The 13,626-nt window shown below is 71.3% G+C and carries 14 protein-coding genes; 6 read left to right on the top strand and 8 right to left on the bottom strand.

Annotation, left to right across the window (positions count from 1 at the left end):
* Window positions 1–2: 2 nt before the first annotated feature.
* From ACFUJ1_RS17535 to ACFUJ1_RS17525, 3 genes are read right to left on the bottom strand one after another with little or no spacing between them, the layout of a single operon-like run.
* On the bottom strand, window positions 3–773 hold the full coding sequence (locus ACFUJ1_RS17535; protein WP_233015428.1) for a glycerophosphodiester phosphodiesterase: 771 nt from the start codon (window positions 771–773) through the stop codon (window positions 3–5).
* The gene (locus ACFUJ1_RS17530; RefSeq protein ID WP_378646740.1) at window positions 770–1,819 is read right to left on the bottom strand and encodes a DUF4328 domain-containing protein; all 1,050 of its coding nucleotides are present in this window, start codon (window positions 1,817–1,819) and stop codon (window positions 770–772) included. The genes ACFUJ1_RS17535 and ACFUJ1_RS17530 overlap by 4 nt, the downstream gene beginning before the upstream one ends.
* Window positions 1,820–1,841: 22 nt before the next feature.
* Window positions 1,842–2,210: a rhodanese-like domain-containing protein gene (locus ACFUJ1_RS17525; RefSeq protein ID WP_233015426.1), complete on the bottom strand. Its 369-nt coding sequence runs from the start codon at window positions 2,208–2,210 to the stop codon at window positions 1,842–1,844.
* 529 nt (window positions 2,211–2,739) lie between these two features.
* On the opposite strand from ACFUJ1_RS17525, the gene ACFUJ1_RS17520 reads away from it, so the two are divergent.
* The 4 genes from ACFUJ1_RS17520 (at window position 2,740) to ACFUJ1_RS17505 (ending at window position 5,688) form a co-directional block, all read left to right on the top strand.
* Window positions 2,740–3,465 carry a hypothetical protein gene (locus ACFUJ1_RS17520; protein ID WP_378646738.1) on the top strand — a complete coding sequence of 242 codons (726 nt, stop codon included), beginning with the start codon at window positions 2,740–2,742 and terminating at the stop codon, window positions 3,463–3,465.
* Between the two features lie 117 nt (window positions 3,466–3,582).
* Window positions 3,583–4,206, top strand: a complete 624-nt coding sequence (locus ACFUJ1_RS17515) for a superoxide dismutase (protein WP_378646736.1) — start codon at window positions 3,583–3,585, stop codon at window positions 4,204–4,206.
* Between the two features lie 150 nt (window positions 4,207–4,356).
* Window positions 4,357–4,884, top strand: coding sequence for a peptidase (locus ACFUJ1_RS17510; protein WP_233015423.1), 528 nt, complete (start codon window positions 4,357–4,359; stop codon window positions 4,882–4,884).
* 105 nt (window positions 4,885–4,989) lie between these two features.
* Window positions 4,990–5,688 carry a TMEM165/GDT1 family protein gene (locus ACFUJ1_RS17505; protein ID WP_378646734.1) on the top strand — a complete coding sequence of 233 codons (699 nt, stop codon included), beginning with the start codon at window positions 4,990–4,992 and terminating at the stop codon, window positions 5,686–5,688.
* 4 nt (window positions 5,689–5,692) lie between these two features.
* On the opposite strand, the gene ACFUJ1_RS17500 is transcribed toward ACFUJ1_RS17505, so the two are convergent.
* Window positions 5,693–6,370 (bottom strand): TetR/AcrR family transcriptional regulator, encoded by a 678-nt coding sequence (locus ACFUJ1_RS17500; RefSeq protein ID WP_378646732.1) that lies wholly within the window; start codon window positions 6,368–6,370, stop codon window positions 5,693–5,695.
* A gap of 85 nt (window positions 6,371–6,455) precedes the next feature.
* Window positions 6,456–7,334, bottom strand: coding sequence for an SDR family NAD(P)-dependent oxidoreductase (locus ACFUJ1_RS17495; protein WP_378646730.1), 879 nt, complete (start codon window positions 7,332–7,334; stop codon window positions 6,456–6,458).
* Window positions 7,335–7,470: 136 nt separating this feature from the next.
* On the opposite strand from ACFUJ1_RS17495, the gene ACFUJ1_RS17490 reads away from it, so the two are divergent.
* Window positions 7,471–8,238 carry an SDR family NAD(P)-dependent oxidoreductase gene (locus ACFUJ1_RS17490; RefSeq protein WP_378646728.1) on the top strand — a complete coding sequence of 256 codons (768 nt, stop codon included), beginning with the start codon at window positions 7,471–7,473 and terminating at the stop codon, window positions 8,236–8,238.
* 54 nt (window positions 8,239–8,292) lie between these two features.
* On the opposite strand, the gene ACFUJ1_RS17485 is transcribed toward ACFUJ1_RS17490, so the two are convergent.
* From ACFUJ1_RS17485 to ACFUJ1_RS17475, 3 genes are all read right to left on the bottom strand, one after another.
* Window positions 8,293–9,114 (bottom strand): class I SAM-dependent methyltransferase, encoded by an 822-nt coding sequence (locus tag ACFUJ1_RS17485; protein ID WP_378646726.1) that lies wholly within the window; start codon window positions 9,112–9,114, stop codon window positions 8,293–8,295.
* Between the two features lie 127 nt (window positions 9,115–9,241).
* Window positions 9,242–11,197 (bottom strand): molecular chaperone HtpG, encoded by a 1,956-nt coding sequence (htpG, locus tag ACFUJ1_RS17480; protein ID WP_378646724.1) that lies wholly within the window; start codon window positions 11,195–11,197, stop codon window positions 9,242–9,244.
* The gene (locus ACFUJ1_RS17475) at window positions 11,194–12,807 is read right to left on the bottom strand and encodes a TM0106 family RecB-like putative nuclease (protein ID WP_378646919.1); all 1,614 of its coding nucleotides are present in this window, start codon (window positions 12,805–12,807) and stop codon (window positions 11,194–11,196) included. Before ACFUJ1_RS17475 ends, htpG begins: the two co-directional genes overlap by 4 nt.
* Window positions 12,808–12,987: 180 nt before the next feature.
* On the opposite strand from ACFUJ1_RS17475, the gene ACFUJ1_RS17470 reads away from it, so the two are divergent.
* The gene (locus ACFUJ1_RS17470; RefSeq protein WP_378646722.1) at window positions 12,988–13,626 is read left to right on the top strand and encodes a DUF6474 family protein; all 639 of its coding nucleotides are present in this window, start codon (window positions 12,988–12,990) and stop codon (window positions 13,624–13,626) included.

Below are 13,626 nucleotides of genomic sequence, written 5' to 3'. Positions count from 1 at the left end.
GTTCAAGCGGGGGCGGCGAGCAGCGCCTTGGTGCGGCCGGGGTGGTTGGTGGCCACCCAGCTGACCCCGAGTTCGGCGCAGAGCGTGACATCCTCCGGGTCGTCGACGGTCCAGCAGTAGGTGGCGCGGCCCGCCGCGGCAGCCTTGTCCACCAGGTCCGGATGCTCGCGCAGGGTCTTGACCGACGGCCCGACGGCGGTGGCGCCGACCGTGGTGGCCGCGCTGCCGCCGAGGTAGCGCGAGGACTCGCCGAGCAGCACCGTCGGCAGCAGCGGTGCGGCGCGGCGGATCCGCCAGACCGCGCTCGCCGCGAACGACATCACCACCGCGCGCGAGTGGTCCGCGGAGGCCGGGGTCGCGATCCCGAAGCGCTGCAACTCGGCGAGCAGCTTGTTCTCCACCAGCGCGCCGTAGCGCACCGGGTGCTTGGTCTCGATGAAGAGCTTGGTCGGCCTACTGCGCCAGTCCAGCACCAGCTGGATCAGCTCGGCGAGGGTGAGCAGCCCGGCCGGGGCGCCGGGGGCGCCGAAGTCTAGGTCGGCCAGCTCGGCCAGGGTGAGCTCGCTGACGAGGCCGCTGCCGTCGGAGGTGCGGTCGACGGTGCGGTCGTGCACGCAGACCAGGTGCCCGTCGCGGGTCAGCCGGACGTCGCACTCGACGCCGTCGGCGCCCTCCTCCAGCGCGAGCTCGTAGGCGGCGAGGGTGTGTTCCGGCCGCGCCGCCGAGGCGCCGCGGTGCGCGACCACGAACGGCGCGCGACTGCCCTGGGTCACTTGGCCCCGACCTCCTCCTGTTCGCGGTCGCCCGCTTCGTCGCCGGTATTGTCACCCGCCGCCGAGTTCTCGCGCGCGTCGGCGGTCGATTGCGCCCGCTCGGTGCGGTGCAGCGGCGCGATGACCGGGACCGCGGGGTCGACCGCGACGGTCAGGCGGTGCGCGCTCCTGGCCCGGCCGCGCAGATCGCGGCCGGAGAGCGCGTTGAGCACGCCGAACGTCAGCAGCGCGACGGCGGCGGCGATCAGGTCGGTGAACGCGGTGAAGAGCACGCCGTCCGCCTTGCTCTGCAGCGAGTCGGCGGCGCGCCAGCCCAGCGCGGCCACCGCGGTGATGCCGCCGAGCACCCAGAGCACCCACCAGATCCGGATGAGCCGCAGCGCGCGCGGGTCGTCCCGGCCGGTGAGCGCCTCGGTGAGGAAGACGCCGGGCCAGACCAGGTTGAGCACCGGGATCAGGCTGCCGAGCAGCAGCGTTCGCGGCGAGCGCGGATCCCGCCCGCCGACCCGGGCGTAGGCCGCCGCACGCAGCTGGATCAGCCTGGCCACCGCGGCGATGGCGGCGAGCAGCGCGAGCACGCAGGCCAGCACCGCGAAGGTGAGCACCGCCGCGTCGGAGACGCGGAGCAGCAGCGGCGCGACCAGCCGGGTGCGGTTGTAGAGCAGGATCGCGTAGCGCCCCAGCTCGGCCAGCGCGGCCAGCGCGAAGGCGAGCGCGGTCCAGAGCAGCAGCCGCCCGGCCGCGGCAGCCGCGCGGGCCTGCCTGCTCGCGGGGGCCGCCTCCGGCGCGGCCGGGGTGTCGAGCAGCCCCCAGCGCGGGATCTCGGCGTACCTCGGGGTGCCCGGCGCCGCGGCGGCCCGCGGCCGCCCGGCGCCGCGGACGCCGCGGTGATCGGGTTTGCGCGCGACCCAGCGGTAGTTGCGCCGCTCCGGCGGCGCGTCCACCGGGCCGGGCGAGAGCAGGACGCCGCGGCAGCGCGGGCACCAGTGCATGGGCGCGCCGTGCACCGCCCAGCGCGCGCCGCACCTGGCGCAAGGCTGCACCACCGTACTCACCGCTCCCCGCCCTTCAGTAGATCCGCGCCTCGTGGTCGCCGTCGGCGGTCAGCGGGCGCCCCGCCTGCTGCCAGGACACCATGCCACCGCCGACGTTCACCGCCTCGTACCCGATGTTCGCCAGGTACCTGACCACCTCCAGCGACCGGCCGCCCTGGCGGCAGATCACGTAGATGTCGGCATCCGGGTCGAGCTCGCCGACCCGGGCGGGCACATCGGCCATCGGGATGTGCACCGCGCCGGGCGCGTGGCCGAGGCGCCACTCGTCGTCCTCGCGCACGTCGAGCAGGATCGCCGGCGGGGTGACCGCCGCCGGCTCGACCGCGTCGAACGCGCCGGGGACCTCCCTGACCGGAACCGTCGGAACATCGGGGCTCGTCACGGTTCCGATCCTGCCATGCGTGCCGGGCGCCCGTGCGGATTGTCCGCCGGGTATCCACAGCGGTCGCCTATTCGACAGCGCGAACGAGCATGGGGTAGGTTTCGAAGCTCCGGCGCCGGACGCCGCTCTCGATCTCCCCGCGTTGTGCATGGCCACGACCGAGTTATCCACAGATTCCACAACCTGATCCACAGGGGTCAGCTATCACGTCGTACGCGATTCACAGGCGGCGACTATCGCATTAGGGCTCTTCAGCTACCTCTTGGTGAACTCCGTCGCAGAAGCTGTCCACCGAGTTATCCACAGGCTGCGTGCTTCGCCGGCGGCGGGAGCGACCGATCCGGGACTCCCCTCCAAACATCCCGGAGCGGCCACTCGCCGCCGGCTCGAAACCCAGGGAGGTCCCGATATCTAGTTGGACGGCGCCGAGATCGATTCGGTTCCCTCGGCCGGCGACCCCGATGCCGGGCCACGGGACTCTTCCTGCGGAAACACCGACGCGGGGCGGCACCATCGGTAGCCTGGCGCTATGACCAGCGGCGCACGGCAGACGGCACTCGACCCCACCTCGACGCCGGAAACCGACCCGACCGCCGCGCCCGCCGAGGTCATCGCGCGGCGTGATGCCGGGCACGATTCCCGCGCCCTCGATCCGCTGCTCGACATCGCGGGGCTGAACATCGCGCTCGCCGAGGCGGTCTGCCTGGGCTCGGCGTTCGACCCGGACGGCCGCACGCTCAGCCTGGAGCTGGAGGTGCTGCGGCTCCCGGAGACCCGCTCCGGGGTCACCGCGGACGGCAGGGACGGGCGGGTCCGGCTGACGCTGCGCGGGGTCGGCCGGGTGGCCGCCTCGCTGCGCGCCCAGCGCTGGAACCACGTCGACGCCGACATCCTCCCGCTCACCCCGGACACCCTCGACCAGGCGATCAAGAGCTTCGGCGGCGGCAGGCTGCACGGCTGGGAGTTCGTCGACGTGGACGACAGCGGCTGGTCGCTCTGGCGCGAACTGCTCAGCTTCGACGCGGTGCTCGACCCCCAGCGGCCCGGCGCGCACGTCTTCGAGTTCTCCCAGGAGGAGGGGGTCGACCCGCGCGAGCTGGACGTCCGGGTGTGGTTCGACGAGCTCTCCGTGCAGGACGCCACCGGCGCCGAGCTCTCGGCGGCGCACTTCGTCGCGGACGGCAGGCGCTGGTGGGCGGCGCACGACGCGGGCGACCCGCGCGCCGTCCGGCCGGGTATCGCGCCGCCGTTGTGATCAGCGTGCGCGGAATACCGTGCCGAGACGCCGGTTGATACCGAGCAAGTGTACGAATGATGGTCGGGGGTGGTTCCGCGCCGGAACGCGCCCCGGCCCGACACAGGAAGGGACAACGTGGCTGAGTACACGCTGCCGGATCTGGATTACGACTACAGCGCCCTGGAGCCCCACATCTCCGGGCAGATCAACGAGATTCACCATTCCAAGCACCATGCCGCCTACGTGGCGGGCGTGAACACCGCGCTGGAGAAGCTCGAGGGTGCCCGCGAGGCGGGTGACCACGGCGCCATCTTCCTGCACGAGAAGAACCTCGCCTTCCACCTCGGCGGCCACGTCAACCACTCCATCTGGTGGAAGAACCTCTCCCCGAACGGCGGCGACAAGCCGGTCGGCGAGCTGGCCGCCGCGATCGACGACCACTTCGGCTCGTTCGACAAGTTCCGCGCGCAGTTCACCGCCGCGGCCAACGGCCTGCAGGGCTCCGGCTGGGCCGTGCTCGGCTACGACACCCTCGGCCAGAAGCTGCTCACCTTCCAGCTGTACGACCAGCAGGCCAACGTGCCGCTCGGCATCATCCCGCTGCTCCAGGTGGACATGTGGGAGCACGCCTTCTACCTGCAGTACAAGAACGTGAAGGCGGATTACGTGACCGCGTTCTGGAACGTGGTCAACTGGGCCGACGTCCAGGACCGCTTCGCCAAGGCGACCGGCCAGGCCAAGGGCCTGATCTTCGGCTGAGCCGACCCGCTCCGACGGCCCGCGGACGAATGTCCGCGGGCCGTTGTGTGTTTCGGGCGGGTAAAGCATTCGTCGCTGGCAGTCGTTGGTACTTGTGTGCCAGATGATCTCTGCGTCATCCTCGGAACTCCCACGGCACGGGAGGCAGCAATGCGCGCGAACGAACCCATCGGCATCACACCGTTCCACTCCAGCGGGGTACTGCGCGGCTTCGTGATCTCCGGCCGCTGGCCGGACAGCACCAAGGAGTGGGCCCAGTTCCTGATCCTGGCCGTCCGGGTGGCCTCCATGCCCGGGCTGCTCGCCACCACCACCGTCTTCGGGGTGCGCGAGGACCTGCCCGACGACCCGGCGCCGGGCACCATCGGCATGGTGCTGGCCGAGGGGCCGGTGCTCGGTGCGGAGGCGCTGCCGCCCGGCCGGTTCGCCGATCCGGTGCCGCCCGCACTGATCATGCTGCACCCGCCGTCGGAGACGAAGCCCACACTCCCGGAGTGCGCGGGCGCCGCTTCGGGCTGCGTGCTGCTGCCCGGAGTGCCGCATCTGGGCCTCCAGCACCGCGCGGCGTGGGCCGAGGCGGAGTCGGACGGAACGGTGACGTCGCTGGTCAGCCGGGTCGGGGTGGACCCGATCAGCGATCCCGACACCGCAGTTCTTGCCATGCTGCTGGCAGCTTGAGGGTTCCCTAACTTTCGGAACGGGGATTCCCAAACTTATTGTGGCGGTTGCCTTTTGACGAGAACGCTATTGCCCTACCCGCATTTCCGCAGGTAGATTCGGTTCGTGTTCACCACCGCAATGCTGGCCGTCGGCATCGTCTTCCTCGCCGAGCTCGGCGACAAGTCGCAGCTGATGGCGCTGACATTCGCGCTCAAGTACCGCTGGTGGGTGGTGCTGAGCGGCATCGCCGTCGCCGCCGCGGGGGTGCACCTCATCTCGGTCGGCGTCGGCCACTTCCTCGGCTCGGCGCTGCCCACCACCGCCATCGCGCTGCTCGCCGCGGTGATCTTCCTCGCGGTCGGCGTCTGGACGCTGCGGGAGCACGCGGGCGGCGCCGCGGACGAGCCGGAGGAAGAGCCGAAGCTCAGGACGCGGGCTGCGCCGTTCTTCGTGGTCAGCTCGGCCTTCCTGCTCGCGGAGCTGGGCGATCGCACGATGTTCGCCACCGCGGCGCTCGCCACCGACTACGACTGGCTCGGGGTGTGGATCGGCTCGACCATCGGCATGGTCGCCGCCGACGCGCTCGCCATCGCGCTCGGCATCCTGCTCGGCAAGCACCTGCCCGAGCACGCCATCGGTATCGGCTCCGGGCTGCTCTTCCTCTACTTCGGCGCGCTGACCGGGCTCGGCACCGTGCTCACCGCACCGGTCGCCGCGCTGCTCGCGCTCGTCGCCCCCGCGCTGGCCGGTGCCGCGCTGCTCGCGCTGCGCCGCAGGCGCGCGGAGCAGCCCGCCGAGCCGCCGGTGCGCGCCGAGCGCTGACTCCTCAGCGCGGGGCGGGCTCGGCGAAGGCGTTGCCGTAGAGCGCCCCGCCGCGGTGCACCAGATCCAGGAGCGGCGCGCGCAGCGCGCGCACCCCGGCCATGTCGCCCGCGGCGATCCGCCCGGTCACCATGCCGCCGATCCCGGCCGCCAGCGAGGCGCAGGCGAACATCTGCGCGTCGGTCTGCACATCGAGCACCTCGGCGATCAGCTCGACGAAGAGCCGCTGCAGCTCGGCCCTGCGGGCCACCGCGGGCGAGCCCACCGCGAACACCTCGACCAGGAAGACCCGGGCGCTGGCCGGATCGTCGACCAGATACTCGAGGTAGGCATCGAAGATCCGGTCCATCCGGTTGCTGCGGATGGACCACTCGTCCATCGACTCCGGGTCGTCCACGGTCGCCGCGGCCCGCTCGATCTTGTCCAGCAGCAGCGTCACCGCGCGCTCGTAGGTGGCCTCGAAGCAGTGCTCCTTGGAGCGGAACTGCTCGTAGAAGGTCTCCCGCGACACCCCGGCGCGCTTGAGGATGGCGGCCACCGACGTCCCGATGTAGCCGTACTCCACCATCGCGTCGGCCATCGCGCTCAGGATGCGTTCGCGCTGGGACGCCACCACCTGCTCGCGCGGCAGGCCGTGCCGACCGCGCGGCAGGTGACGGACGCTTGGCACCGGTTCGGTCATGTGGGTCGGCTCCGTTGCTCGGGGGTAGCGCCGCCGCCGAATCCTGGACGGGCCACCGGGCCTGTCCATTGTGCACAACCCGCTGTCAAGCCGATCGCTCGATCCTCCGCGTCCGCGGCGGCTGGTCGGTGGTGAAGCCGGCGCGCTCGGTGCGCGCGATCTCCACCGCCTGCTCGACGCCGTGCCGCAGGGCCACGTCGATCACGCGCTGGGCGATCCCGCGGAAGGGAAGCACCCCGGCCACCCACCAGGGCGAGACCACCTGCCTCCGGCGCCGCAGAATGGCGCGTTCGAGCGTATCGATCGCCGGGCCGAGCGGGGCGACGCCGGACACCGTAGCCCGGCCGAGGATGGCGCGGGCGGCCGCGGTGCCGAAGCCGCGCGAGGTCATATCGGTGTCCAGTTCGGCGAAGTAGGCGATCCCGACCTTGGCGCCGGTGTGCCTGATCTCGTTGCGCAGGGTGTTGCCGAGCACCTCGACCCCGGCCTTGGAGACGCTGTACGCCCCCGCCAGCGGCAGGTTCACCGCGCCGGCGAGCGAGGAGACCAGCAGCACGTAGCCGCCGGGGTGCGCGACGTGCGGGCCGGTGGCGCGCAGCGTGTAGTAGACGCCGAGCACGTTCACCGCGAGCGTCTCCTCCAGCACCCCCGCGTCCCCGCTCAACAGCGGGAACTGCTTGGCGATGCCCGCGTTCGCGACCACGACGTCGAGCCCGCCGAGCTCCCCGACCAGGGTCCGGACCACCCGCTCCACCTGGGCCTGGTCACCGACGTCGCAGTAGCGCCACGGGGCGTCGCCGCAGTCGGCGGCGACATCGGCGAGCAGGTCCGGCTCCAGCCCGAGCAGCGCCACCGCGGCGCCGCGGGCGTGCAATTGCCTGGCGAGGGCGGCGCCGATACCGCGGGCCGCACCGGTGATCAGAATCTTGCGACCGGCGAGCGAAGCACCGGCGGACAGCTTCATGGTTCGACGGTACCACCTCACGAACAACAGTGTTCGCTGATCGGCGGGCAGGGACGCGGGCGAACCGGAAAAACTGACCGGTTAGGGTGCGAATGACCCAGAGTGCCAATGGGCTGTCACGAACGAGAGGACCATCGTGGAGATTTCGGGTTCCGCCGCCATCGTCACCGGAGGGGCATCCGGCCTGGGTGCCGCCACCGCCAAGCGCTTCGCCGACCTGGGTGCGACCGTGTTCGGGCTTGACATCCCGCAGTCGATCGAGCGCGCAGGCGACAACGTACCCGACGGCGTCACGCTGCTGGCCGCCGATGTCACCAGCGGTGACGATGTCGCCGCCGCGGTCGCGAAGGTCGTCGAGTCCGGCATCCCGCTGCGCATCGTGGTGAACTGCGCCGGGGTCGGCTGGGCCGGGCGCATCCTGTCCAAGAACGGCCCGCACGATCTGGAGCTGTTCCGCACCGTCATCACGGTGAACCTGCTCGGTTCGTTCAACGTCATGCGGCTGGCCGCCGACGCCATCTCGAAGACCGACCCGGTGGACGAGTTCGGCCAGCGCGGTGTGGTCATCAACACAGCCTCGGTCGCGGCCTTCGAGGGCCAGGTCGGCCAGATCGCCTACTCCGCCTCCAAGGGCGGCGTGCACGGCATGACCGTCCCGGCCGCGCGCGACCTCGCGCAGTTCGGCATCCGGGTGAACACCATCGCCCCCGGCATCATCGACACCCCGATGCTGGCCGGTGTCACCGAGGAGTACCGCAAGGGCCTGGAGGCCGGGGTGCCGTTCCCGTCCCGGCTCGGCCGCCCGGACGAGTACGCGCAGCTCTCGCAGTACATCGTCGAGCACGACTACCTGAACGGCGAGACCATCCGGATGGACGGCGCGCTGCGCATGGCCCCGCGCTAGTCTCCGTGCACGGCGAACCCCCCCACGGCTCCGGTCGCGGGGGGTTCGCCCGTCTCAGGCAGGCTGCGGCTTGTGCCCGATGCCGAGCAGCGCGATGGCGGGCAGCGGCTGGTTCGGGCGGTACCGCCGGTCCAGGTAGTCCCGGACCCGCCCGGAGCGCTCACTCCACTGCTCCTCGCCCCACAGCGTCCGCATGACCTGCAGCGCGGCGCTGCTGGCCACCATGGTCTCCCAGAGCTCGACGCCGTCGGCGAACCTGGTGACGATGGAGTGCCGCTGGATCACCACCCCGTGGAACCCGGCCCGGCGCAGCTCGCTCTGGAACACCTCGGGGTTCTCCAGGCTGAGGAAGTCCTGCTGCGGCTCGCCGATCTCGGGCACCGCCTCCCGGAACGCCTCGTAGAGCAGGGTCAGCAACGGGGACTCGCAGATCGGCGCCCAGTTCGAGATCACGACGGTGCCGCCCGGGCGGAGCACCCGGTACAGCTCGCCGAGCGCGCGGTAGCGATCGGGGAAGAACATCAGCCCGAACATGGAGAAGGCGGCGTCGAAGCTGCGGTTCGCGTACGGCAACACCCTGGCGTCGGCCACGTCGGTCACGATGTTGTCCAGCCCGGCGGCGGCCGCCGCGTCCTCCAGCAAACGCAGCATCTCCGGCGAGATGTCCACCGCGCAGACCCGACCGGCCCGCGCGGCGGCGGGCAGGGTGAGCGCGCCGGTGCCCGCGCCCACGTCGACCACCGCCGACTCCCCGGTCAGCGCGGCGAACTCCAGCGCGAGCGCGGCAAAGGGCCGCATGACCGCGGCGGCGAATTCTCCGTAACCGACCGCGACCGCGTCCCAGACCTCTGCGGTCTCCAGCGGACTCCCCGACATGTTCCGACGATCCTTTCGACCGCACCAGACTACGTCCGCATCCCGCTGGCAAACCGCGGTCCGCGGAATCGTGCGGAAAACGGACGTGCCGCCGGGGACCGGATCCGACCGGTCCCCGGCGGGCAGGTCACACGGTCCGGGTGAGCCGATCGGTGAGCAGGTGCGCGAACCGCGCCGGGTCCTTCAGCTCGCCGCCCTCGGCCAGCACCGCGGTGCCGTAGAGCAGCTCCGCGGTCTCGGCCAGCTCGGGCACCTTGCCCGCGTCGGCGTCGTCGCGTCGGGTGTCGTAGGCGTCGCGCAACCCGGCGACCAGCGGGTGCGCCGGGTTCAGCTCCAGGATCCGCTTGGATTCCGGCAGCTCCTGCCCGGAGGCGCGGTACATCCGCTCCAGCATGGGGGTGAAGTCGAAGACGTCACCGACCAGGCAGGCGGGCGACGAGGTCAGCCTCGACGACAGCCTGACCTCCTTGACCTGCTCGGAGAGGGTGCTGCCGAGCCAGCCGAGCAGCTCGGCGAACTCCTTGTCCTGCTGTTCGCGCAGCGCCTCGGAGGCCTTCTTCTCCTCCTCGGTCTCCAGGTCGACCTCGCCCTTGGCGATCGAGGTGAACGGCTTGCCGTCGAACTCCGGCACCGAGCCGACCCACATCTCGTCGACCGGGTCGGTGAGGATCAGCACCTCGCGCTCCTTGGCGCGGAACGCCTCCAGGTGCGGGGAGCTCTCCACCTGGTGCCGGTTCTCGCCGGTCATGTAGTAGATCGCGTCCTGGCCCTCCGGCATCCGCTGCACGTACTGCGCCAGCGTGGTCAGCTCGGAGTCGGAGTGCGTCGAGGCGAACGACGACACCTGGAGCAGCGTCTCCCGGTTGTCGACGTCGTTGAGCAGCCCCTCCTTGAGGACGCGGCCGAACTCGCGCCAGAAGGTCTGGTATTTGCCCTGGTCCTCGGCCCCCAGCAGGTCCTTCACGGTGGAGAGCACCTTGCGCACCAGCCGCTTGCGGATCATCTGGATCTGCCGGTCCTGCTGCAGAATCTCGCGCGAGACGTTCAGCGACAGGTCCTGCGCGTCCACCACACCCTTGACGAAGCGCAGGTACTCCGGCATCAGCTCCTCGCAGTTGTCCATGATGAACACCCGCTTGACGTAGAGCTGCACCCCGCGCTTGTGCTCCCTGGTGAACAGGTCGAACGGCGCGGTCGACGGGATGAACAGCAGCGCCTGGTACTCGAAGGTGCCCTCGGCCTTGAGCGGGATGATCTCCAGCGGGTCGTCCCAGGCGTGGCTGACGTGCTTGTAGAACTCGGTGTACTCCTCGTCGGAGACCTCCGAGCGCGGCCGGGTCCAGAGCGCCTTGCGGGAGTTGAGGGTCTGCTCCTCGACGACGGTGTTCTCGGTCTGCTCGTCGCCCTCGCCCTCGGTGACGGTGCGCTCGACCTTCATCCGGATCGGCCAGGCGATGAAGTCGGAGTACTTCTTGACGATCTCCCTGAGCTTCCACTCCAGGGTGTAGTCGAAGAGGTGGTCGTCCTCGTCGGCCGGCTTCAGGTGCAGCCCGACCGAGGTGCCCTGCGGGGCGTCCGGGACGCTTTCGATGGTGTACGTGGAGCTGCCCGCGGCGGCCTCCCACCGCGTCCCCTCGGTCTCTCCGGCCCTCCGCGTGGTCAGCACGACCTTGTCCGCGACCATGAAGGTCGAGTAGAAGCCGATGCCGAACTGGCCGATCAGCTCGCCCGCGTCCGTGCTCTGCGCCTCCGCGAGCTGTTTGCGCAGCTCCGCGGTGCCGGACTTGGCGAGCGTCCCGATCAGGTCGACCACCTCCGCGCGGGACATCCCGATGCCGTTGTCCCGCACGGTGAGCGTGCGCGCCTCGGTGTCGGTCGCCAGCTCGATGTGCAGATCCGAGGTGTCGACCTCGAGATCCTTGTCGCGGTAGGACTCCAGCCGTAGCTTGTCCAGCGCGTCGGAGGAGTTCGAGATCAGCTCGCGAAGGAAGGTGTCCTTGTTGGAGTAGACCGAGTGGATCATCAGGTCGAGCAGCTGATGGGTCTCCGCCCGGAACTCGAGTTGTTCGACGTGCTCTGTCACGTCGCGATACTACGACGGGCGAAATCGTCGAGTGCCGGAACCTCCAGGTCTGCCCGCTCGGTCATCCATTCGCGCAGCACCCTGGTGGCGCGGACGTCGTCCTCGTTGTACTCCAGCAACCGGGTGCGCTGGCTCAGGTCGGGCTCGGCCTCGTAGCCGACGGCCCGGCGGTACCAGCTCATCGATGCCTCGCCGCCCGCCTCCGGGTCGCGCCAGGCGAACCCGGCCACCGGCGCGATCTTCTTGAGCCCCTTGCCGTTCGGGCAGATGAACTGCTCGGAGACGGCCTGGAACATGTCCACCCACTCCGGCCCGTCCACGAAGGCGCGCACCTGCTCCACGCTCGGCACCCCCGGCTTGCCCGCGAAGCGCCGCGCGGACTCGTAGAGCCACTTGTCCTCGGCGGTGCGCGAATAGCAGTAGGCGGCGAAGGTGCGGCCCGCGGCGTGCGCCTGCGCGCGGGTGCGCATGAGCCAGCTCCAGAACTCGCCGAAGGAGCGCGCCTCGTCCACCGTCGGCAGCGGATCCCAGGTGACGAAGGGGCGGTAGACGCCGTCCAGCAGGGTGCCCCACAGGTAGGCGCCGAACTCCTGGAAGCTCTCCAGGTCGACGTCGACCTCGACGTCGGCGCGCTGCACCCGCACCGGCTGCACCCGGCGCACCAGCGGCGCGCCCGCGATCCAGGCGCGCGCGGTGACGACGGCCTCGACGAACGGCCCGTGCTGCCAGTCCTCCGGCTCGGGGCCGGACCACGCGGCCAGGTCGTCGATGGTCTGCACGCCGTGCCCGCGCAGCACCTCGGCGCGCGAGCCGGGCGCGACCAGGCTGACGTCCCTGCGCTCGATCAGCACGCCCTCGCAGCCGGGCCCGGCCTCGGGGCCGCGGCTCCACCACGGGCACTGCCTGCACTCCGGGATCTTCGACGGCAGCGTCGGCAGCTCGCCGCGGACCACCGCGATCCGGTCCGCGTAGCGCCGGTCGTACTCGGCGAGCAGCGGGCCGAGGTCGTGCACCAGGATGCGGCTCCCCTCGTAGCCGATCACGCCGCCGACCAGGGCGGGCGAGGCGAGGCCGTGGCGCTGCAGCATCCGGTACAGGTGCGCGAGGCGCTGCTGGTCGCGCGGCTGCTGGCGCAGCTTGCGGTACGGGTCGGGCGCGGGGTTCCAGACGTAGGGGTCGGTGGTGGTCGGGTGGAAGTCGGCCGGCTCCGGCCTGCGCGGGTCGGTGACCTTGTGGTTGACCACGAGCACCGGGATGTAGCCGCCGCGCTCGGCGTCGCGGAGCAGGATCTCCACGCCGCCGCGGCGGCCGGTGTCCGGCTCCTGCGGCAGCAGCGCGCCCCAGATCCGCGGCGCGGCGTCCGCGCAGGCGCGCAGCGTGGCGGCGGCCCGATCGGCGGCGCGGCCAGCCGGGTCGATCACCACCCACTGCTCCGGCGCCGCGCCGACCAGCGCCGCGCGCACCTGCTGCCGGTGCAGCGCGGCCGCCTCGCGGCGCTCGATGACCCCCGCGTCCTCCCGAACGCCCGCGATCTGCTGCCCGAATGCCGCGTCCAGATGCAGCCGGTGCCTGCACCCGATCAGGGAGCGGGCATCGATGAACGCGGGCACGCGTTCGCCCGGTCCGTCGGCCCCGGAGGCACCGCCCCCGCCATCACCCGTGATCACGTCAAGCAGTATGAGCCCTACCCCCGACAGTTCCGCGAATCCGACGGTGGCTGCCCGCTCCCGAGCAAGTAGGGTTGGGCGCGAATTGCGTGCTCGTGACCATGGCATGACGGAGGGCCTTCGATGGGGTTGTTCACCAAGCGCAAGCGGCGCCCGAGCCGGCGAGCCGAGGCAAAGGCTCTCAAGCACAAGGCCGGGCTGGAAGCCAAGCTGGTTGCCAAGAACGACCGGAAGTCGCGGCGGGCAGAGGCGCGCACCCAGCGCAAGGTGGCGAACGCGCAGATCGCCGCCTACCAGGCCGAGGAGAAGGCCGCCGACAAGCTGGCCGCCAAGGCCGAGCGCGATCCGTTCAGCCCCGGCCAGGTGAAGAAGTACCTCGGCGTCGCGCGGATCCTGATCCCGGTGCTCGCCCCGCTGGCCTACCGGGCCGCCACCTACGTGCGCGGCCAGCTCGACGTGCGGCGCGCGCAGCAGCTCGGGATCGGCATCGACCAGCTCGGCGACTTCGCCGGCCACGGCGGCAGGTTGCAGGCGCGGATCGCCAATACCGAAGCGGCGCTGGATAAGGTGAGCGGCGAGGGCAAGGCGGACGACACCCGCTCCTTCGTCGGTACGACGAAGGAGCGGCTGGAGAGCCTGAGCGCCGCCGTGCGCACCGCCGACCAGATGCCCGCCGCGCGCAGGCGTGCGGTGCACACCGCCGTCTCCAGCGAGCTGGCCGGGCTCGAAGCCGACGTGCTCGCGCGCCTCGGCGTGCGCTGA

The organism is Nocardia sp. NPDC057227, assembly GCF_042669725.1.
Lineage (GTDB): Bacteria > Actinomycetota > Actinomycetes > Mycobacteriales > Mycobacteriaceae > Nocardia > Nocardia asteroides_A.
Note: the sequence above shows the minus strand (reverse complement) of the source record. Positions and strands in the feature narration are given on the sequence as shown.